Source organism: Levilinea saccharolytica (genome assembly GCF_001306035.1).
Lineage (GTDB): Bacteria > Chloroflexota > Anaerolineae > Anaerolineales > Anaerolineaceae > Levilinea > Levilinea saccharolytica.
In genome coordinates, this window is sequence record NZ_LGCM01000023.1 from 23,836 (window position 1) to 44,366 (window position 20,531).

At 61.3% G+C, this 20,531-nt stretch carries 15 protein-coding genes; 7 read left to right on the forward strand and 8 right to left on the reverse strand.

The window, feature by feature from the left end; all coding sequences use genetic code 11:
* Positions 1 to 29 precede the first annotated feature (29 nt).
* Complete coding sequence (locus tag ADN01_RS05760) at positions 30 to 1,331, forward strand: fasciclin domain-containing protein (RefSeq protein ID WP_062417235.1); 1,302 nt, start codon at positions 30 to 32, stop codon at positions 1,329 to 1,331.
* A 64-nt stretch (positions 1,332 to 1,395) separates the two neighbouring features.
* Here the strand turns inward: ADN01_RS05760 and ADN01_RS05765 are convergent, their stop codons facing one another.
* The 3 genes from ADN01_RS05765 to ADN01_RS05775 all read right to left on the reverse strand — a co-directional run bounded on the left by ADN01_RS05765 (position 1,396) and on the right by ADN01_RS05775 (position 3,585).
* Positions 1,396 to 1,764: a hypothetical protein gene (locus tag ADN01_RS05765; protein WP_062417234.1), complete on the reverse strand. Its 369-nt coding sequence runs from the start codon at positions 1,762 to 1,764 to the stop codon at positions 1,396 to 1,398.
* A 46-nt stretch (positions 1,765 to 1,810) separates the two neighbouring features.
* On the reverse strand, positions 1,811 to 2,509 hold the full coding sequence (locus ADN01_RS05770) for a DUF4386 family protein (RefSeq protein WP_062417233.1): 699 nt from the start codon (positions 2,507 to 2,509) through the stop codon (positions 1,811 to 1,813).
* Between the two features lie 92 nt (positions 2,510 to 2,601).
* Positions 2,602 to 3,585: an aldo/keto reductase gene (locus ADN01_RS05775; protein WP_062417288.1), complete on the reverse strand. Its 984-nt coding sequence runs from the start codon at positions 3,583 to 3,585 to the stop codon at positions 2,602 to 2,604.
* 319 nt (positions 3,586 to 3,904) lie between these two features.
* On the opposite strand from ADN01_RS05775, the gene ADN01_RS05780 reads away from it, so the two are divergent.
* The 4 genes from ADN01_RS05780 (at position 3,905) to ADN01_RS05795 (ending at position 12,294) form a co-directional block, all read left to right on the forward strand.
* Complete coding sequence (locus ADN01_RS05780) at positions 3,905 to 6,889, forward strand: NHL repeat-containing protein (RefSeq protein WP_062417232.1); 2,985 nt, start codon at positions 3,905 to 3,907, stop codon at positions 6,887 to 6,889.
* A gap of 292 nt (positions 6,890 to 7,181) precedes the next feature.
* Positions 7,182 to 10,250, forward strand: coding sequence for an NHL repeat-containing protein (locus tag ADN01_RS05785; protein ID WP_062417231.1), 3,069 nt, complete (start codon positions 7,182 to 7,184; stop codon positions 10,248 to 10,250).
* Between the two features lie 106 nt (positions 10,251 to 10,356).
* Positions 10,357 to 10,908, forward strand: coding sequence for a 3'-5' exonuclease (locus tag ADN01_RS05790; RefSeq protein ID WP_062417230.1), 552 nt, complete (start codon positions 10,357 to 10,359; stop codon positions 10,906 to 10,908).
* Between the two features lie 57 nt (positions 10,909 to 10,965).
* On the forward strand, positions 10,966 to 12,294 hold the full coding sequence (locus ADN01_RS05795) for a hypothetical protein (RefSeq protein ID WP_062417229.1): 1,329 nt from the start codon (positions 10,966 to 10,968) through the stop codon (positions 12,292 to 12,294).
* 74 nt (positions 12,295 to 12,368) lie between these two features.
* Here the strand turns inward: ADN01_RS05795 and ADN01_RS05800 are convergent, their stop codons facing one another.
* Entirely contained in the window at positions 12,369 to 14,150 is a 1,782-nt protein-coding gene (locus ADN01_RS05800; protein WP_062417228.1) for an SLC13 family permease, read from the reverse strand.
* A gap of 27 nt (positions 14,151 to 14,177) precedes the next feature.
* A complete protein-coding gene (locus ADN01_RS05805; RefSeq protein WP_062417227.1) occupies positions 14,178 to 14,579 on the reverse strand; it encodes a VOC family protein in 402 nt (133 codons plus the stop codon).
* A gap of 173 nt (positions 14,580 to 14,752) precedes the next feature.
* On the opposite strand from ADN01_RS05805, the gene ADN01_RS05810 reads away from it, so the two are divergent.
* The gene (locus ADN01_RS05810; RefSeq protein ID WP_147238979.1) at positions 14,753 to 17,104 is read left to right on the forward strand and encodes an alpha/beta hydrolase family protein; all 2,352 of its coding nucleotides are present in this window, start codon (positions 14,753 to 14,755) and stop codon (positions 17,102 to 17,104) included.
* Positions 17,105 to 17,135: 31 nt separating this feature from the next.
* On the forward strand, positions 17,136 to 18,038 hold the full coding sequence (locus ADN01_RS05815; protein ID WP_062417224.1) for an alpha/beta fold hydrolase: 903 nt from the start codon (positions 17,136 to 17,138) through the stop codon (positions 18,036 to 18,038).
* A 63-nt stretch (positions 18,039 to 18,101) separates the two neighbouring features.
* Here ADN01_RS05815 and ADN01_RS05820 read toward each other — a convergent pair whose 3' ends face one another.
* Genes ADN01_RS05820 through ADN01_RS05830 form a run of 3 tightly spaced genes read right to left on the reverse strand, consistent with a single transcriptional unit; the run spans position 18,102 to position 20,370 of the window.
* Positions 18,102 to 18,683 carry a methyltransferase family protein gene (locus tag ADN01_RS05820; RefSeq protein WP_160318385.1) on the reverse strand — a complete coding sequence of 194 codons (582 nt, stop codon included), beginning with the start codon at positions 18,681 to 18,683 and terminating at the stop codon, positions 18,102 to 18,104.
* Between the two features lie 15 nt (positions 18,684 to 18,698).
* Positions 18,699 to 19,967, reverse strand: a complete 1,269-nt coding sequence (locus tag ADN01_RS05825) for a glycosyltransferase (protein WP_062417221.1) — start codon at positions 19,965 to 19,967, stop codon at positions 18,699 to 18,701.
* A gap of 37 nt (positions 19,968 to 20,004) precedes the next feature.
* Positions 20,005 to 20,370: a hypothetical protein gene (locus ADN01_RS05830; RefSeq protein ID WP_062417219.1), complete on the reverse strand. Its 366-nt coding sequence runs from the start codon at positions 20,368 to 20,370 to the stop codon at positions 20,005 to 20,007.
* Between the last annotated feature and the right edge of the window lie 161 nt (positions 20,371 to 20,531).

Consider the following 20,531-nt stretch of genomic DNA (forward strand, 5'->3'; position numbering starts at 1 on the left):
ACCTTAACCGTAGGAAATAGGAGACCGAAATGAAAAAGAACCGTGTTGTGTCGCTGATGATTGCCCTGGTGCTGGTCTTTTCTGCCTTCTTCCAGGCCGCCCCTGCAAAAGCCGCTACGAACACCATCGTGGATGTAGCAGCATCCGATCCCCGCTTTTCCACCCTCGTCACCGCCCTGCAGGCCGCCGGGTTAGATGCCACCCTGCAAGGCCCTGGCCCCTTCACCGTCTTTGCCCCCACCAATGACGCCTTTGCCAAACTCCCGAAAGGCACCGTTGACGCTCTCCTGGCGGATATCCCCGCCCTCACCAACGTCCTCACTTACCACGTGGTCGGTGGTAACCTGGCCTCTGGGGACGTGATCAGCGCCTCTTCTGTGAACACCGTGCAAGGCTCCAAAGCCATCATCCGCAAAGTGGGCAAGAACTATTTCATCAACAACGCCCGCATCATCATCACCGACATCCCCGCCGATAACGGTGTGATCCATGTCATCAACCGCGTCATCATCCCCCCCGCCAAGAACATCATGGAGACCATCCGCGAAGACAGCCGCTTTGACACCCTCGAAGCCGCCATCGACGCCGCGGGTCTGGCGGGTGTGTTGGAAAGCGCTGGCCCCTTCACCCTCTTTGCTCCCACCGATGCGGCCTTCAAGAAGCTGCCCAAAGGCACGGTTGAAGCCCTCCTGGCCGATATCCCCGCCCTCACCAATGTGCTCACCTACCACGTCCTGGCTGGGGCTTCCTTCGCCCGCGACGTCAACATGCTGATCTCCGCCGACACGGTGCAGGGTTCGCCGGTCATCTTCCGCAAGACCGATGGCCGCCTGTTCGTCAACCGCTCCATGATCCAGCGCGCCGACCTGCTGGCCTCTAACGGCGTTATCCACGTGATTGACCGCGTGCTGCTGCCCCCCACCAAAGATATCGTCCAGACCCTCAGCGATGACAAGCGCTTTGAGACCCTGGTCACCGCTGTGGACGCGGCCGGTCTGGTGGGCACCCTGCAAGGCCCTGGCCCCTTCACCGTCTACGCCCCCACGGACGCCGCCTTCAAGAAGCTGCCCAAGGGCACTCTGGAAGCCCTGCTGGCCGACATCCCTGCCCTCACCAGCGTGCTGACCTACCACGTTTCGGCGGATGAGCTTTTCCGCGGCGAGATCCGCATGCTGGATACTCTGCCCACCGTCAACGGCGCTGAGATAGATGTGGAGATCAAGCGCGGCCGGCTGATGCTGAACAACGCCCGCCTGGTGCAGAGGGATATCATCACCACCAACGGCGTCATCCACGTGATTGACGCGGTGCTGCTGCCCCCCGCGCCGTAACCCCGGGCTCGATCATCACAAATACGCCGCCCCTCTGGTTTCAGAGGGGCGGTAAATTTTTTTCTCAGGCTGCCAGCCGGGCGGGTCTTTTTCGGTGCAGGGTCAAAATCACCGCCGGAGCCAAAAACAGCAGCAGCATGGCGAAATCCGCCCAGCCAAATTGATCCAGAAACAGGCTGAAGGCCAGCCCGCCCAGGATAATCCAGGCCGCCGGCAGCGCCCAGCGCAGCCCGCGCCGCACAGCCCACATCAGCCCGCCTAAAACCAGGGCCACGGCCAAAAACAACGCCGCCATGCCCCAGCGCACCCCCGCCGAAGCGTGCACACCCGGGTGAGCGTTCACCATCAGCAGAACGGCCAACCCCACCCACAGTACCATCTGCACGGTCAGCAAGGCGTACACCCCCCACATCCAACTGGAAATTTTCTTCATGTGCTGCCTCCATCCAATTCCTGGGTACTGCGATCAACCAGCAGGCTCAGGCACTGCGCCCCCACCGCAGCATAACCAGCCCAATGCGCACCGCGAAAACCGCCCACGGAACCAGCGATGCCAGAGAGAAAATCAGCCCGACCATCCCCACAGTGGAAGGGATCAGCATCAACACGCCCGCCGCCAGCCCCCAATACGCCGTCACCTTGCCGAAGCGCAGGCTGCGCAGGGCGATCACAGCGAAAATCAACAAAGCAGCTGCATTGAGTACGTAGTACGAATCAAACGCCGTCCCCCGATAAATTTGCAGCAAGGCCTGGCCTGCACCCAACAAGGCAATTTTCTCACCCTCGCTGGCCGCCGCGGCAAACTGGCCGCTGAGCGCCCACATCTCAAAACAGGTGTTGGATGCAAAATAAGCCGCGATTCCCACCAGGCCCAAAACTAACCCCACCAGCATGGCGCTTTCTGCCGAACGCCGCATGGCTGCATACAGCGCCAGATAAATGGGCACCAGCAAAGCGTTGTTCACCAGATACAGCAAATCCATGCTCAGCAGGCCCAAAAAGCCGTTCCTGGCAAACAAGTCATAGAAACCTTCCACCGTGGTGGGCGGCGGCCAGACGGAAAACACCAGAATCTGCACGATCATAATCGCGATCATGCCAAAAGCCGCGCTGCCGCCAGCCTGGTATAGCCCTTTCCACTGCGGCTCCACCGTGTTACCTTCAGATTGAGACTTCATTGATGAAAACTCCTTGTGCAAGCAAAATGGGTCACAGCCGCCCTCAACCGGCTCGGCAGCTCAGTAGCTGCGCGTTTGGGAACGCCTGCCGCTCACCAGCGGTGATGCACCTCAGGCCGGATCCAACGGTCGTACACCGCGCGCACCGCCGCCATCGCGGGTTCCGGCAGGGGCGGCAGATCGGCCGCGGAGAAATTCTCCTCTGCCTGGGCTGGGCGCTTGGCCCCAGGGATGGCGCAGGTCACCGCCTCAAACATCAGGATCCAGCGCAGGGCGAACTGCGTCAGGCTCATCCCCGCTGGGCACGCCTCGCGCAGGGCCTCCACCGCGCGCAGCCCAACGGCATAATCCACCCCAGAGAAGGTCTCGCCGCGGTCAAAAGCCTCACCCGCGCGGTTAAAGGCGCGGTGATCCTCCGCCGCGAAGGCCGAATCTGCCCGCATCTTACCCGTCAGCAGGCCCGAAGCCAGCGGAACCCGCGCCAAAATGCCCACCCGGCGCTTTTGGGCCTGCTCAAAAAACAGCTCGGCCGGCCGGTGGCGGAACATGTTGAAGATGATCTGCACACTCTGCACCTGCGGGTATTCAATCGCCTTCAGGGCCTCTTCCACCTTCTCCACGCTCACCCCATAGTGGCGAATTTTGCCCGCCTGCACCAGATCGTCCAGCACGCCGAACACCTCCGGCAGGTAATACACGGGCATGGGCGGGCAGTGCAATTGCAGCAAGTCCAGGGCGTCCATCTGCAAATTCTTCAGGCTGCGTTCCACAAACGCGGTCAGGTTTTCGCGGTTGTAGCCCTCCGTGATGTGCGGGGTCAGCCGCCGCCCGGCTTTGGTGGCGATGTAGATCGTCTCGCGGGTTTCTTTGCGCAGTCGGCCCAGCAGCCGTTCGCTGATGCCGTCGCCGTACACGTCGGCCGTGTCAAAGAAGTTGACCCCCATCTCCAGGGCGCGGTGCAGAGCCGCGGTGGATTCAGCCTCATCCACCGGCCCCCAGGTGCCGCCGATCGCCCAGGCGCCGAAGCTCAACGCCGAAACCTTCCATCCCGTTCGTCCCAGTTCGCGGTACTGCATGGTTTCACCTCTTTCTCTCCAGCCGCCCATACCGGCGGCCAGCGGATTTTTTGTCATCTTCATTATGCCACAATTCCCCTCTCTGCGTTCGCCCTCATCGCAGACGCACATCCGAAAAATGCCCGTATGGAGTTTGCACAGATTCCCCCCTGCCCGCGTATAATGAACCTGTTGGGGGCTTTTTCCTCGGCAAGGGTTTCCGGTTTGGCCCCATTCATCTTTCTTCTCCGCAGTTACCCCCTATCATTCGCTGGTTGGCGGTATGCATGAGTTCCGCACCCCAACCGCGCCTATTGCACACCTCCAGGAGGTACTTCCCATGTCCGCGCAGATGAAACGATTTCTGACTCTGCTTTTTATCCTCACTTTTCTCTTACCCCTGCAGACCGCCAACGCCGCCCCACCCCCGCCGGACGAGATGGACGCCCAGGCGATTGCCCTGGGCAAGGCCGGAACGGTGTACCGCTATGAGAAAACCTACGGGGTCAGCGAACAAGCTTTTCCCTCGTATGACCCGGGCTATTTTGGCTGGCCGCACTCCGTATGGGTGCAGGCGGACGGCAGCGTGCTGATCTCCGATCCGTGGGCCAAAGCCGTGCGCAAGTACGACGCCAGCGGCAATCACCTGGCCGATTTCGGCCACCCCGGCACCCGCGGCTGGTCTGAGGGCTATTTCGATGACCCGCTGAAGATGGCCTCCACCCCGGCAGGCACCATTTTCGTCACCGACCACAAGCTGAACGCCGTGCGCATCCTGAACGCCGCCGGCGATCAGATCGGTTGGCTGGGGCAGCCCGGTGGGCCTGGGAATGACCACGGGCAATTCGACACCCCCGAAGGCATTTTCATCTCCCCGGTCAACGGTCAGATCTACGTGGCTGACCGCTACAACCACCGCATTGAGGTGTTCGACATTGACACCAATTACCTCTTCACCGTCGGCGAAACCGGCGTCAGCGGCGACGATGACGATCATCTGAACGCCCCCGTCGGCGTGGCTGTGGATGATTCAGGGAATATCTATGTGGCCGACAGCGACAACAACCGCGTGGTGAAGTATGACGCCGACGGCGATTACCTGGCGCAGATCACCGATCTGGAATTCCCCACCTCGGTTGCGGTGGATAACACTCGCGGTCACCTGCTCGTGGGCGTGGTCTATGATGCCTATGTGCCCTATTACAACCTGGCTGATCTCAGCTACGCAGGCGCCTTCGGTGAGCTGGACGTCCAGGGGGATGACGCCACCCATTTCATGGAACCCCACGGCGTGGCCGTGGATGCAGTGGGCGGAAAGGTCTACATCGCCGACAGCTTCAACCGCCGCGTGCTGGTGTACAACGCCGATACCAAGGCTTACCTGCGCCAGTTCGGCCATACCAACCAATTCATCCCTACCGATGACCAACATTTCTTCGAGCCTTTCGCGGTCGAAGTGGAACCGAAGGGCTCCATCATCCTCGGCGAAGGCGCCATGCGCCTGATCAAACTCAACCCCGACGGCTCCACCGCCTGGACGGTGGGACAATCTGGTTTTTGGGGCCAACCCCCCGACCGCCTGGACGGCAGCCCCAACGGGATCGTCTCGGACGGCAAAACCGTGTATGTGGCCATGAGCTGCTCGATTTACAAGTTTAACAGCGCCGACGGCGCCTATTTGGGCGTGTTCGCGGGCGGCGGGGATTGCTGGGCCCCCGACAGCCTCTTCCAAAGCATCAGCGACATCGCCCGCGATTCGGCAGGCAATATCTATGTGACCGACGGCGAGCTGCACCGCGTGGTCCAACTGAACAAATACGGCGCGGTGCTGGCCACCGTGGGCGTGCGCGGTGAAATGGGCTCGGATAACGCCCGCTTCCGCGGCCCTCAAGGTCTGGCGGTGGATAAGTCCCGCAATGTGTACGTGGCGGATGAGGGCAACTGCCGCGTGCAGAAATTCGACAAATATCTGCGCTACCTGATGACCTTCTCCACCACCCTGTGCGGCGACAATCACGACCGCCTGGGCGGCCCGCAGGATGTGGCCGTGGATGCCAAGGGCAATGTCTTCGTGGCCGAAGATTGGAACAACCGCATCCAGATCTACGATAAAGCCGGCGCCTACCTCAGCAGCATCGGCGGCAGTTGGGGCGGCGCCTCGGGCCAGCTGCGCACCCCCTTCAGCCTGGCGATGGACAAGAAGGGCAACCTCTTCGTGGCCGACCGCTTCAACCACCGCATTCAGGTGTACGCCCCCGGCGTGCCCTATTTCGGCCAGCAAAATCTGAACGGCTTCGGCAGCCGCTACACCTATTGGGGTGAAACCCTGGCCTACTTCAAGAACCAGCTCTACGCCGGAACCAACGGCCCCAACGGCGGGCAAATCTGGCGCAAGGGCAAAACCGGCTGGGAACGCGTCATCGCCGACGGGTTTGAAAACTGGGCCAATGTCACCATCGGCCACCTGCTGGAATATAAGGGCTACCTGTACGCCACCACAGCCAACACCACCGATAACTGGGTCACCTCAGAGGGCGGGCAGATCTGGCGCACAGCCGACGGCCTCACCTGGGCGCCGGTGGTCTTCGGCGGCTTCGGAGACACGGATAACCACTCCATCCACCATCTGGAAATCATCGGCGATGACCTGTGCGCCGCCACCTGGGCGGGCGGGGTGCACGGCCCGCAAGTGTGGTGCTCGTCCACTGGCGACATGGACACCTGGGAACAGCGCTGGACCAACCGCTTCGGCGGCCCCGATAAGAGCTGGGCCATCCTCGATTTTGTGGAATTTGCCGGGACGCACTTCGCCGCCACCAACGGACCGCAGGGCGGGCTGTACCGCCGCAGCGGGGATACCTGGTCGCGCGTTTCAGCCCCCATCGACTCCTCTGAAACATATGCCATCGGCGGCGTGACCGCCTTCAAGGAGGCTCTGTACATCATCACCGCCACCCACGGCGATCAGCCCTCCCAGGTGTACCGCTGCACCAATTGCACCAGCACGCCGATCGCCTGGGAGCTGGTGGGCGAGGCTGCAGAATTCCCGGTCAACAACCACGGCCGCAACAGCACCCTCTTCACCAACGGCAAGACCCTCTACGCCCTCATCGGCAGCCCTGACGGCCTGGTGATCTGGTCTTCCACCGACGGGCAAACCTGGAAACAAGCCTCCCTGCCCGGCCTGGGCGACAGCCTCAATGAAAGAACCTCCTTTGGGCACAGTATCCTCTTCTACAAGAACGCCTTCTACATCAGCATGCACAATTTCAGCACAGGCGTGGAAGTGTGGAAGTTCTGCCCGACTCAGAAGGTGTGCAAGTAAGCGCACCGGAACGGAAAGTAAGAACCGGCCTCACGGGTAACGCCGTGGGGCCGGATTTGATTTAACCATGCAATTCAATCCTTTGCGATCATTGCTTGTTCATGACAGGATCTGGTGGGGTTTCCAAAAATCGGAGGCCCCGAACGCTTGCAATTTTTTCAAGTTGTCCTATACTGATCTTAGGGGGTCGAATGGACGACTTCCACACGCAGATTCGGTTGAAAAAACGGTCATGGATGGGGGAGGAAGCATGCCGTTAATACAAATTAAGCCACATCAGGGAGGAAGATCTATGCATACCAAGATTCAGAAGTTCTGGTTGGTTGGACTGCTGGTGATTGTGTCCATGTTGGCCAACGTCAGCGGCGCGGCGGCTTTTCCGGAGCCGCCGGATGGACCGGCGCCTGCGCAGCCGCGCGGCGGCACGGCGCTGGGGGTAGCGGTGACTCAGGGCGCGGAGATCAACGCCCAGGCCATCGCTTTGGGCAAGCCGGGGACGGTGTACCGCTATGAGAAAACCTACGGGGTCAGCGAACAAGCCTTCCCCTGGTATCATCCGGGCTATTTTGCCTGGCCGCACTCCGTGTGGGTGCACACAGACGGCAGCGTCTTCATCTCGGACCCGTGGGCCAAAGCTGTGCGCAAGTACGATGCCAACGGCAACCACCTGGCCGATTTCGGCCACCCCGGCACGGAGACCGGGTGGATTGATGACGGTTATTTCCAGGATCCGCTGAAGATGGCCACGGATGCGGACGGGAACCTGTACGTCACCGACCACTACCTGCACATCGTGCGCATCCTTAACCCCCTGGGAGAACAAACCGGCTGGATCGGCGACCCCGGAACTTCGGGGACGGACGATGAGCATTTCAACACCCCCGAAGGCATCTTCATCTCCCCCGTCAACGGCCAGATCTACATTGCTGACACCTACAACCACCGCATTCAGGTGTTCGACAGCGACGTCAATCATCTCTTCACCATCGGTGAAGCCGGCGTCAGCGGCTCCGATGACAACCACCTGGATAACCCCATCGGCGTGGCCGTGGATGATTCGGGGAATATCTATGTGGCGGACACATTCAACAACCGCGTGATGAAGTACGACGCCGACGGCGATTACCTGGCGCAGATCACCGATCTGGAATTCCCCACCTCGGTTGCGGTGGATAACACTCGCGGTCACCTGCTCGTGGGCGTGGTCTATGATGCCTATGTGCCCTATTACAATCTCGCTGATCTCAGCTACGCAGGTGCCTTCGGCGAGTTCGATGTTCAGGGGGATGACGACACCCACTTCATGGAACCGCACGGGGTGGCGGTGGATGAGGTTGGCGGCAAAGTCTACATCGCCGACAGCCCCAACCGCCGCGTGCTGGTGTACAGCGCGGTTACCAAGGCATACCTGCGCCAGTTCGGCCATACCAATCAATTCATCCCCGCGGATGACCAGCACTTCTTCGCACCCAGGGTTGTGGAAGTGGAGCCCAACGGTTCGGTCATCCTGGGCGAAGGCGCGCTGCGCCTGATCAAGCTCAACCCCGACGGCTCCGCCGCCTGGACGGTGGGACAGTCCGGTTTTTGGGGAGAGCCACCGGACTTGGTGGAAACCCCCAACGGCATTGTCTCGGACGGCAAAACTGTGTATGCGGCCATGGGCTGCACCATTCATAAGTACAGCAGCGCCGACGGCACTTACCTGGGTGTGTTCGCGGGCGGCGGGGATTGCTGGGCGCCCGACAGCCTCTTCCAGCATATCAGCGACATCGCCCGCGATTCGGCCGGCAACATCTACGTGACCGACAACGAGCTGCACCGCGTGACCCAACTGAACAAATACGGCGCGGTGGTCGCTTCCGTGGGTGTGCGCGGCGAAGAAGGTTCGGATAACGCTCACTTCCGCTACCCAGAGGGTATTGGGCTGGATAAGGCCCGCAACGTGTATGTGGCGGATGACAGCAACTGCCGCGTGCAGAAGTTTGATAAACGTCTGCGCTACGTGATGACCTTCACCACCACCCTGTGCGGCGACACGCACGACCGCCTGGGTGGGCCGCAGGATGTGGTCGTGGATGCCAAGGGCAAGGTCTTTGTGGCGGACGCCTGGAACACCCGCATTCAGATCTTCGACAAAAGCGGCGCCTATCTCAGCACCATTGGCGGCAGTTGGGGCGGCGGCACTGGCCAGCTCCGCGTTCCCTCGAGCCTGGCGATGGACAAGAAGGGCAACCTCTACGTGGCCGACCGCGACAACCACCGCATTCAGGTGTATGCCCCCGGCGTGCCCTACTTCGGCCAACAGAACCTGAACGGCTTCGGCAGCCGCTGGACCACGGGAGTATATACCGTAGCGATGTTCAAAGGCATGCTGTACGCGGGGAGTGATGGGGAACACGGCGCGCAGATCTGGCGCAAAGCGAAGAGCGGTTGGATGATGGTGGAGAGCGACGGCTTCCATAACAGCGCCGAGGCCATTAACCACCTTTTTGAATACAACGGCATGCTGTACGCCGCCACCTACACCTATAACGACCCCAACAACGGCGGGCAAATCTGGCGCACGGCCGACGGGCTGAGCTGGCAGATCGTGGTGAACAACGGCTTTGACCAGGGACAGCGTAACCCCGAAGTCTTCCGCATGATGAAGCTGGGGAATGAACTGTGCGCCACCACCTGGAGCGCCGGCGCTGGGGCGCAGTTATGGTGCAGCGCCACAGGGGATTCGGGCAGTTGGGAGCCAAAAGACCTGGGCGGTGACGGTTTCGGCAGCGATGATAACATTGCTATTCTGGATGCTGTCGAGTATCAGGACGCCTGGTATGCATCTACCAACAATGCTGGTGAAGGCGCCCAGGTGTGGCGGCGCAGTCTGGGCGGCACCTGGAATCAGGTGAACATCAGCGGCTTTGGAGATCCAGATAATACCATGATCCCCTCGTTAGTCCCGTTCAACGGCAGCCTGTACGCCATCACGCATCATCGGGTGGGAGGTTCCTCGGAAATTTGGCGGTGCAGAAACCAATGTACCAAGACCAGCGACTGGCAGTTTATCGCCGACGGCGAGAATTTGGGTGGTGATATCAACTACCGTGTGATGTCGTCCTTGGCGATCGTTGGCAAGTACCTGGTGGTCGTGATGGGCAATCCTGACCTGGGTCTGGTGGTATTCACCACCCCAGACGGTGTGACCTGGTGGTCGCAGGCGGGGCCATCGGGCATGGGTAACAGCGGCAATAGTCGTATTTACTATACAAACGCTCTCTTCCCGTATAAGGGCAACCTGTACATGGGTGTGATCAATAGGAATACGGGCGGCAGCGTGTGGAAGTTCTGCCCGACCAAGAAGGTGTGCAAGTAAGCACACCGGAACGGTAATAAACAACCGGCCTCACGGGTAACGCCGTGGGGCCGGATTTTCGCTGTTCTAGGTCGCGCCGCGGGGGCAAAACCTGTATAATCAATCCATGATTCTGGAAACCTATATCAGCGTGGATGTTGAAACTGCCGGGCCGGTGCCCTGCGAATATGCCCTGCTCTCGATCGGCGCCTGTCTGGTGAACGACCCCGACGTCACCTTTTACCGCGAGCTCAAGCCCGACCGCCCCGCCGCCCGTCCGGATGCTCTGGACATCTCCGGCCTCAGCCTGGAGACTCTGGCGCAAACCGGCTGCGATCCCCAATGCGCCCTGCGCGACTTTGCCGAATGGCTACAAAGCGTCACCCCCGCCGGCCACCGCCCGGTGTTCGTGGCCTTCAACGCCCCCTTTGATTGGATGTTCGTGGCCGATTATTTCCACCGCTACCTGGGCCATAACCCCTTCGGCCACAGCGCCCTGGATATCAAAGCCTATTACATGGGCCTTACCGGCGTCCTCTGGAGCGAAACTTCCCTCCAGCACGTCGCCCGCCGCCTGCAAAGCAGCACCGAACTGAAGCACAACGCCCTCAGCGACGCCCAGGACCAGGCCCGTATCTTTCAGCAAATCTTCCGGCGGCCCCAAATTGCCGCGGTCTAAACCCCGCCGGCCCCGCCGCTTACCGTCCCTTTCTGTCAGCCCGATTGGAGGAAGCACATGTCCGATTTGAACCCCAAAGCTCAAGCAGAACTGGAGCGCATCCTGGAATCAGCGCGCCGCCTGGGTGTGGAAGTGAACGAGGCCGACGCCTTGCAGTGGCTCACCAATATGGCCGCCGTGCAGGACGGCAGTATCACCATGGATGAACGCAGCGGTGTGTTCGGCCACAACGTCTCCATGCTGGATTTCAGCCAGGATGAGCTGGAATATTTCCGGCGCATCGGGCGGCTGGTGGAATTCACCGACATCCCCGGTCAGGTGGAAACCGCCCTGGCCCTCTCCGGCTCCGCGGCCCAATCCAAAATTCAATCTTACCCCGGCGACTGCGACTATTTTGAGCGCGTCAACCTGCTGGCCCCCACGCGCGAAGAGGCCTGCCAGCTCCTGGCGCGCATCATGCGCGAGAAGGCCCTCAGCGCCCTGCAAGGTCCCACCTACCAGCTCATCGAGGTCAAATTCGGCTCCTACCCCGAAGAGATCATCGTCGGCGACCGCACCTGCCGGGCTGGAACGCCCATCGCCTGGAAACCCTCCCAAATCCAGGCGGGCAAGATCGAAGGCTTTCATGCCGACGGCACGCCTGCCGAGATCACCTGGGAGCAGGCCGCCAACGACCCGGGCTGGTGCAAACTGGACTGGGTGGTGGCCGACCCGCTGCGCAAACAGCTAGCCAACGCCAGCAACATGCTGGACGTCACCTGGGAACAGCCCGACGGCGAGATCATCCCCCTGGACGGCTACCTGGATCCCTACTTCCAGGAAGTCTATCTCGACGCCGGTTCCGTGCCCATCTTCTCCAAACTGGCACAGCACGTCTCGGCCAACGCCCTGGATCATTACGTGGAACAGTTGGAGCGCGAGGTGCGCAAATACCTCACCAAAGACATCAATTACGGCAAGGTGGCCAAGCGCATGTACAACATCTTCCGGCTCACCGGCCGCTATGAAGAAGCCGCCTTCCTGCGCGAACTGTTTGACGAGCCCGCCACCATCCTCTATCAGGTGTGGTCGCTCATCCGCACCATTGACGACGCCTATTCGGCCGGTTCCAGCATCCCCCAGGGTGAGCTCATCGCCGCCGCTGACCGCCTGATTTTGGATGTGATCAAAGCCCTGGAGGGCGATCAGGAAGCCCAGATCGTGCGCCATCTGCTGCGCCTGCGCGACGCCCTCTCCCGCCCTGAGGCCGGCATCAGCCTGACCGCCGAAGCCGAAGCCGCCCGCGCCGAGGTGATCAACATCGTCAACAACTTCTTCTACGACCGTCTGGTGGGTATGCCCGCCATCCGCACCTACATCGAGGGCTTCGTGCCCCCCGCCGTGTAGCCCATCTTAACCCCGCAAACCACAGCCCCCTCCCCGGCATATCGGGGAGGGGGCTGAACTATTCAGCAGCGCGGTTAGGGGAACAACGGCCACAAGAGCGGCAAAAAGATCATGGTCACAATGAAGATGATCACGTTCAACAGCCAGCCCACGCGGGTATAATCCAAAAAACGGTATCCCCCCGGCCCAAACACGAGCACATTCACCTGGTGCCCCACCGGCGTGAGGAAGCTGGTGGATGCGCCGATGACCGTCGCCAACACAAAGGCGTGCGGGTCGGCCCCCAGGCCCACGGCCACATCGATGGCGATGGGCACCATCAAAACCGTCGCCGCCGCGTTGGACATGGGTTCGGTGATCAAACCTGCCAGCCAAAAGATGCCCGCCAACACCGCCAGCGGCCCCCAGGCTCCCAGTCCGCTGACAATCCCGTTGGCCAAAAAGCGCGCCGCGCCCGTGTTTTCCATGGCCAACCCCAACGGCAGCATCCCCGCGATCAAGAACACGCTGCGCCATTCGATGCTCTGATAGGCTTCGTCCATCGTCAGGCAGCCCGTCAGCACCATCAGCACCGCGCCGATCACCATCGCAATAGAGATGTGCAGGCCGCCGAAGGTGGCCAGGGCCAAAACCAGCCCCAGGCTGGCCAGAGCGATCCAGGCCTTATTCCAACGCCGCAGCTCCATCGTCACCGGCTCCAGCACCAAGAATTCGCCGCTCTCCTGCAGCGCCGCCCGGCGGTCGCGCGGCCCTTTCAGCAGCAGGGTGTCGCCAAAGCGCAGGCGCAGATCAATCAGCCGCTGGGTCAGCACCGCGCCCTTGCGCCACACGGCCAACGCCGTAAAGCCGAAACGGTCGCGAAAGCGTACCTGCCGCAGCGTGTGCCCGTCCATCGCGGAATGCGGCGCCAGGGTGGCCTCCACCAGGTGGAAATCCTCCGTTTCCAACTGCTCCAGCGTCATTTCTGGCTCGGCTTCCATCACCAAACCCAGGGGTTGCTTGGCCCGCAGCAGCGTGGCGGCCGCTCCCTCCACGAACAGCAAATCACCCGCCTCCAGCGCGGTATCGCGCCCCACCGCACGTAGCGGCCTGCCCTGCCGCAAAATGGACAGCACCGTCAGGTCGTACTCCGCGCCCAGACGCGCCTCACCCAGGGTTTTGCCCACCAGGGGGCTTTCGGCCAATACGCGCACCTCACTGAAATACTCGCGCAGCTGCTGGGTTTGCAGCTCCTCAGCATTCTTGCGCGCGGGCAGCCAATGCCGCCCGATCAAAACCATGTAGAGGATCCCCGCGCCAAACACCAGCGCACCCATCGGCGTGAAGTCAAAAAAGGAAAAGCTGGCATAGCCGCGCTCGGCCAGCATACTGGAAGCCAGGATATTGGGGGGCGTGCCGATCAGGGTCATGTTGCCCCCCATCAGCGACGCAAACGCCAGGGGGATGAGCAGGCGCGACAGCGGGATTTTGGTCTGGCGCGCAATGCCCGCCACCGCCGGCAGCAGCACGGCCACCGCCCCAATGTTGTTCATGAAAGACGAGAGCAGCCCCGAAACCAACATGATCACCGCGATGAGGCGCGGCTCGCTCGTGCCCGAAACGCGCGCCACCACCTGCCCGATCTTATCGGCCACGCCCGTGCGGAACAGGCCTCCCGAAACGATGTACACCGCCCACACGGTGATCACCGCGGGGCTGGCAAAGCCCGAAAACACTTGCTCCGGCCGCACCAGCCCGGTCAGCGCCACGGTCAGCAAAACCAGCAGAGCAATCACATCCACGCGCAGCTTTTCGGTGGCAAACAGCGCCACCGCCGCGGCCACAATCGCCAGGGTCAGAAAGATTTCAAAGGTCATGCCGCCTCCCCCGCGCCAGCCGCCGCGTCACTCCCAAAAATCCGAGGCAATCTCAATCAAATTGCCGTCCGGGTCGGCGATCATGGCCGAGCGCATCTTCCAGGGCTCATCCCGCGGCGCATACACCGCCCGCCCGCCGCGCTGCACCAGCTCCTGAAATTTCACATCCACATTCCCCGGCTGGCCCACGTTTAGCGCCAGCTCAAAGGTGCCGTTCAGGCCCTGCGGAAAATCCGGCGGCGTGCCCAGCAGACCCGGCAGCTGGCTGCGGGCGTACATCGACAGGCGAATGCCCTCGTGGCGAAACTCAGCGTACGGCCCCTCGCCGTTCCAATCCGTCTCCAGGCCGACGGCGTTTTTATAAAAATCCACCATCTGGGCCAGGTCGTTCACAAAAATGCCGATCATATCAAAACGAACCGCGGTCATTAAAGCCTCCGTTCATCCAAATAGGCTTATCTACTTTCTTGATTATAGCAAAAATGTTCTGCCAGCGCCCCCTACCCAAATGGCCATTGAAAAACTCATCCACCGTCTATAAGCCAATCCCCCATTCGCAGGATGCGCACGCCGCCCTGGCAAATTAGAATGAAAGAAACCATTTGAATGTACCCTACAAGACGATGCTCATCCAATTTTCGAATCTCCCCACCTCCCCCGATATGCACCCCTCTTACTCTGCCGGACGTTCTCGCTTTCAAAAAATCGCCCAACGTATTGGGGCATTACGATCATCGCTTTTCCACTCCCCCCTTCTCCCCGCCTCGCGCGTATGGCGCGGGGCAATGTACGGCCTGGCGCTGACCGCTGCCCTGGTTTGGGCCGCGCTGTCTTTGGCCGGTTTTGCCCTGGCGGGCGCAGCGGCCGGAATTCTGGGCTGGCTCGGCGGTATCCTGGCCGCGGCTCTTTTGGCAGCGCTGCTGATTCTTGTGGCCCGTCTGCTGGGCCGCCTTCCCGCCTTGTACGCCTGGGTTTTTTTGACCGCCCTGCCGCTGATGCTGATCGCCTACATGGCCATGCCGCTGGCCTACGGTATGGTTGCAGTCGTTTTCCTTCTTCTGGTGAGCGCGTCCACCCTGGGTGCAGGTATCGCCCAGCTCGCCGCCTGGCCGCGCCTCACCCAACGCCAAAAAGTGACCCACGCCGCCGTTCCTCTCCTCCTGGGTCTCCTTTTGCTGACTCTGATCGGATCTGTGCTGCTGCCAGAAGGCCGCACCATCACCCCACCCGTTAACGCCGCGGCGGTATCAGCGCAGGCTGTAAAACCCCTGGAACTTTCGGACCCCTCTCTCCCTGGCCCATTCGCTGTGCAAACCCTCACCTACGGCAGCGGTGCCGATCTGCGCCGCCCGCAGTATGCCGCCCAGGCCGACCTTAAAACAGAGCCAGTGGACGGATCCGCCCTGGTCGAAGGGTGGTCTGATCTGCGCACGGCATATTGGGGTTTTGGTCCCCAGGCCATGCCGCTGAATGCACGCGTTTGGCTCCCCAAAGGCTCCGGGCCTTTTCCCCTCATTGTGCTGGTACACGGCAACCATCCCATGGAGGACCCTTCTGAAGATGGGTACGCCTACCTGGCAGAACTGCTCGCCAGCCGCGGCTTCATCACCGCTTCCATTGACGAAAATTTTCTTAACCTTTCGCTCACTGCCGACTTAGCCTTTCTGGCCCCCCTCAAAGAGGAGAATGACGCCCGCGCCTGGCTCATTTTGCAGCACTTGCATCAATGGCAGCAGTGGAGCACCACCCCTGACAATCCTTTCTACGGCCTGGTCAATATGGACAGCATCGGGTTGGTGGGCCATTCGCGCGGCGGTGAAGCTGTGGCGCTGGCAGCTGCCTTTAACCGCATGCGCTGCCATCCTGATGACGCCTCTATCCCCCTGGGCGGCGGGTTTAACATCCGCTCCGTGGCCGCGATTGCCCCTGTAGACGGCCAATTCCGCCCGGGCGGCCGCCGCGTACCCCTCAGCAATATCAATTACCTGGTTCTGCACGGCGCGCAGGATATGGACGTGGCCACTTTCAGCGGGTCGCGCACCTACCAGCAGCTCTTTTATGATGACGGCAAGCCGTACTTCAAAACCGCGCTGTACATCTACGGCGCAAATCACGGCCAATTTAACCGCGCCTGGGGCCGCCGCGACATGTTGGGCCCGGCTCGCCAGCTCTTTAATCTCACCCAGCTCATGCCCGCAGCCGAACAAGAAAAAATCGCCCAGGTGGCCGTCAGCGCCTTTTTCGAAGCCTCCCTCCACCAGCAATCCGGCTACCGCGCCCTGTTTCAAGACCCGCGCAGCGCCGCTGCCTGGCTTCCAAACACGATCCTGATCAGCCAGTATCAAGATTCATTCACCCTGCGCGCCGCCACCTTTGAAGAAGACCTAGATCTCACCAGTGCCTCCTGGCCCAATGCCCTGCAGGGTGAAAACTTGACCCGCTGGCAAGAGAAAATCGTCCCGCTTAAATGGGGAAATTTGGAAACCAGCGCAGTCCTCCTCGGTTGGGATCACAGCACAAAAAGCGGCACGCCCCACTATACCCTCAGCCTACCCCAGCAGGACCTGGGGCTACAGCCGCATACGTATCTGACCTTTTCTCTGGCCGCGGTGGATGAATCCCCCTTACCCCATGCTTCCCGACCTACCCAGCCGTTCACCCAACCCATTGATTTAACCCTGGATCTGGCAGACCGATCTGGTCAGACTGCCCGCCTGCCCCTCAGCCATTTTTCCCTCCTTCAGCCGCCCCTGCGCACTCATTTGGGCAAAATGGATTGGATGAGCTTTTTGCCCCTTTCTGAACCCATCTTTCAAACTTTTGAATATCCCCTGAATGATTTTACTGCTCAGAATCCCGCCCTGGACATCGCCGATCTCGCCGAAGTTCGCTTCGTTTTTGATCGCACCCCTGCGGGTGTGATCCTCTTGGATGAGATCGGTTTTCGACGATAATCCGTCTTTCAATCATGGAGTGAATGCCAATATGTTTCCCAAGCCAGACAGCTCTCACATCACCACCACCACCCAAACCATCGCCTTGGAGGAGGGCGCATCGCTGTTCGTCAAGGTGCTTCGCGGTCCCCAACGCACCGGACGCCGCGCCATCTACATTCACGGCGGGGGCGGGGGCGGCAACCACACCCTCATTGATCGCCCTTCGCGCCACCTGATCAACGACGGCTTCTTCGACACCATTTATCTGCCCGACCGGCGCGGCGACGGGGCCAGTTCGCCCCTCACGCACAAACAGACCATCCGCGAGCACGCCAAAGACATGGCCATTCTGCTCGACGGCCTAGGTGAAACCGGCCCGCTGACAGCCATGGGCGTCTCTTACGGCGGCCCCATCGCCCTGGATCTGGCGGCCATCGATCTGCGCATCGAGCGCGTGGTGCTGGTGGCCTCTTCTCCAGCCCTCAGCCAAAATAACGGCATAGCACGCGTCATGCTGAAGACCGGTTTCCTTTCTGTGCTGATGAAAACGGTCTACCGCCGCTTCCTGGGCCAGCTTCCCCCAGAATATGTGGATTTCGACCCCGCCTACGACGCAAAATCCTCGCGCGAGCTGGTGAAGATGTTCACCGAAGCCCTCAAGCGCACGCCCAAAGACCGCCTGGATTCTTTCATTTACTCCATCGAAGCCACCCTGGATGAGGCCAACGCCAGTCTGGCCGAGGATGTGACCCTCCACGTTCCCGTTTTGCAGATCATCGGACAGCGGGATGAAGTTTGGGGCAGCAAGCTGCTGCCTGCCTATTTGGAGCGATTCCCCGCCTACCGCCAGATCATCGTTCCGGAAGGCCGCATCCACAAGGACGTGTTCCTCAAGCCGGTGCCCTTCTATCAGGCGCTGGTCCGCGGTCTGAGCGAAGCTCTCTCAGCGTAATATCCCCCTCCCCCCATAAAAAACTGCGCCCGGCTCAGTTTTGGCCAGGCGCAGTTTGCTACTTTACCACACGTACGGGATCAGCCGCCAGGAGTGCCTGACGTAGCGCATGTAAGCCTCGCCGAACCACTCGCGCAGCCAGCGTTCCTCCACGCGAATACGGCTCACCACCGCCGGGATGCCCAGCAGCGCCGCCAGACCCAGCCCGCCCCAACTGCCCAAACACAGCGGAATGCCCAGAAACAGGCAGAGCAGCCCCAAATAGGCCGGGTGGCGCAGGCGTTGATACACCCCCGTGGTCACCAACTGGTGCTTTTTCGAAGTTTCCACATGCACGCTGTACTGCTTGCCCAGTTCGCGGCGCGCCAAAAAGCGCAAGGCCACCCCGGCCACCGTCAGGGCTGCCCCCAACCCGCGCAGCCCCCACAGCGGCGAGGCAAAGGTGGTCCAACTGCCCATCCAGGAGTCCGCCAGGGCGTAAAACTGGCTGGCGTACCAGCTGATGCTGATCCACCAGTACGAAGCAGCCGCCAGGCGCAATCCCCCCGTCTGCTGCTGCTTGGAAAGGGAAAAGCCGCGCTCCACCACCGCCCAGGCGATGAACCCGCCCAGGCCGATCCACTGAAAGATTTGCACAACGTTCACAGGTTCCATCCTCATCTAAGATTTTGAGTCCAAACACGCCTCAATCCGGCTGACGGCCGCTCTCAGGCCGTCCTCCGCGCGGATGCGCTGGCCCAATTCCGCCGCGCGCCGGGAATATTCTGCCTGTTCCACGCCCTGCCGGAAGATCCCCTCCAGCCCGGCCGCGTCCAGATGGCGCGCGGCGGGGGCTGCCGGCCCCAGTCCCAACTGTCGGATGCGGCGCGCCCAAAAGGTCTGATCCACCGAAAAGGGCACAGCCGTCTGCGGCACGCCCGCCGCCGCGGCCGCGCCGGTGGTTCCGGCCCCGCCGTGATGCACCACCAGCCCCATGCGCGGGAACAGCCACCCATGGGGCGCATCTTCCACCACGCAAACATCCTCGCCGCCCCAACCTGCCGATTGGGACGTGCCCAACACCAGCCGCAGCCCGCAGGCCCGTGCCGCGATCACCGCCGCCTCCAACAGGCGCGGCAAATGCTGCGAGCGCACGCTGCCCAGGCCAAAATAGACCGGCGGCGGCCCAGCTTCCAAAAACCGCACCCATTCGGGTTGGGGCTGCCAGCCAGGGGCCGCAGGCAAAGGCCAATAGCCGGTCACATGGGCGTAGGGCGGCCAATCCGCTGGCGGGGGCAGCAGCGCTGGACTGTAGGCCAGCAAAACCGGGGTCTGCCCCTGGCCGCGGCCCGCGAAAGGCCAGTCTGCCAGCGCGGGCAGTTCCGGGACCGAGCGGCGGATCTGACCGTACATCAGCCGCGCGCCGTAGCGAAACACGGCCGTGTTCAGCGCATGGGTGGCCCAGCGGTAACCGCCGCCCAGGGGCCAATCCGGCATGGCCACGTTTGGGAAGGCGCGCGTGGGCAAGAACACCGGAAACAGTTGCGCCGACACATCGGGGATGCCCTGCTGGCGAGCCAGGGTGTGCCCCGCATCCGTCATCAGAAAAGAATGTACGATCAATTCCGCGCCCTGCGCGGCCTGCTGCAGTTGATCAAAAACCCCCCGCGCCAGCGGCAGCACATGCGCCGTCATCCCCTTCACCATGCGCAGCCAGCTTCCCCCGGCCTGATCGGCAAACTCCCGCGAGAGTTCTTCGGGATTACCCGCCAGCGGCACAAATTCCAGGTCGTACCGTTCTGCCAGGGATGCAAACCCGTGCGGGGCCGCCAACCGCACGCTGTGGCCGCGCTGCTTCAATGCCGTTCCCAGGGCCGTAAAAGGCGCCACGTCCCCGCGTGAGCCGTAAGTCATCAGGGTGATGCGCCTGCCTGGCGTTTCTAGGCCCATGCGCCCACCCTGTTGGCGAGCAAAGCCGCGCGGACCCTCAGCTCAGGAGCCAATTTTTGGCCTCCTCCAAGGAAGTATACATGCGCACATACAGCCCGCGGTTCACCGCCACATCTTCCCAAAACTTACCCACTTCCAATTGGCTCGCCTGGGTGACAATCGCCACACGGTGCAGGGAGGGCACCAGCTTTGAAATATGCTCCGCGCTGAAAAAGGTCTCGGCCACTTCCAGGCGGTACACCAGTTCGAGTTCGTCACACAGAATCCGGGGGCAATTGTGCTGAACGGCAGCCTGGATCACCGCTTCACCGTAGCGTTTGACCTCCTCCAGGTTTTCATCCGCGCCCCAGGCCTTCACCAACAAGTAATCGCTTTGCATGTGAAAAGAATAATGAATGGTCATCCCAGTCCCTTCGCCCGGTAATCTGTAAAAATGATTGTAATCGGGAACTGGAAAACAGGGGGAATTTTTTGGTGCGTATGTGCGGGCACGCGCCTGCGTATCTGACCATTCACATAAAAGGCGTGCCCCTACATACGCCTCTACGGGCGAATATCCCGCCT

Bases quoted from the DNA above. Each gene is read 5' to 3' on its own strand.
- ADN01_RS05775 (WP_062417288.1), bottom strand. From the start codon at position 3,585: ATGCAGTACCGCGAACTGGGACGAACGGGATGGAAGGTTTCGGCGTTG.
- ADN01_RS05785 (WP_062417231.1), top strand. From the start codon at position 7,182: ATGCATACCAAGATTCAGAAGTTCTGGTTGGTTGGACTGCTGGTGATT.
- ADN01_RS05780 (WP_062417232.1), top strand. From the start codon at position 3,905: ATGTCCGCGCAGATGAAACGATTTCTGACTCTGCTTTTTATCCTCACT.
- ADN01_RS05770 (WP_062417233.1), bottom strand. From the start codon at position 2,509: ATGAAGTCTCAATCTGAAGGTAACACGGTGGAGCCGCAGTGGAAAGGG.
- ADN01_RS05795 (WP_062417229.1), top strand. From the start codon at position 10,966: ATGTCCGATTTGAACCCCAAAGCTCAAGCAGAACTGGAGCGCATCCTG.
- ADN01_RS05805 (WP_062417227.1), bottom strand. From the start codon at position 14,579: ATGACCGCGGTTCGTTTTGATATGATCGGCATTTTTGTGAACGACCTG.
- ADN01_RS05800 (WP_062417228.1), bottom strand. From the start codon at position 14,150: ATGACCTTTGAAATCTTTCTGACCCTGGCGATTGTGGCCGCGGCGGTG.
- ADN01_RS05790 (WP_062417230.1), top strand. From the start codon at position 10,357: ATGATTCTGGAAACCTATATCAGCGTGGATGTTGAAACTGCCGGGCCG.
- ADN01_RS05815 (WP_062417224.1), top strand. From the start codon at position 17,136: ATGTTTCCCAAGCCAGACAGCTCTCACATCACCACCACCACCCAAACC.
- ADN01_RS05830 (WP_062417219.1), bottom strand. From the start codon at position 20,370: ATGACCATTCATTATTCTTTTCACATGCAAAGCGATTACTTGTTGGTG.
- ADN01_RS05825 (WP_062417221.1), bottom strand. From the start codon at position 19,967: ATGGGCCTAGAAACGCCAGGCAGGCGCATCACCCTGATGACTTACGGC.
- ADN01_RS05765 (WP_062417234.1), bottom strand. From the start codon at position 1,764: ATGAAGAAAATTTCCAGTTGGATGTGGGGGGTGTACGCCTTGCTGACC.
- ADN01_RS05760 (WP_062417235.1), top strand. From the start codon at position 30: ATGAAAAAGAACCGTGTTGTGTCGCTGATGATTGCCCTGGTGCTGGTC.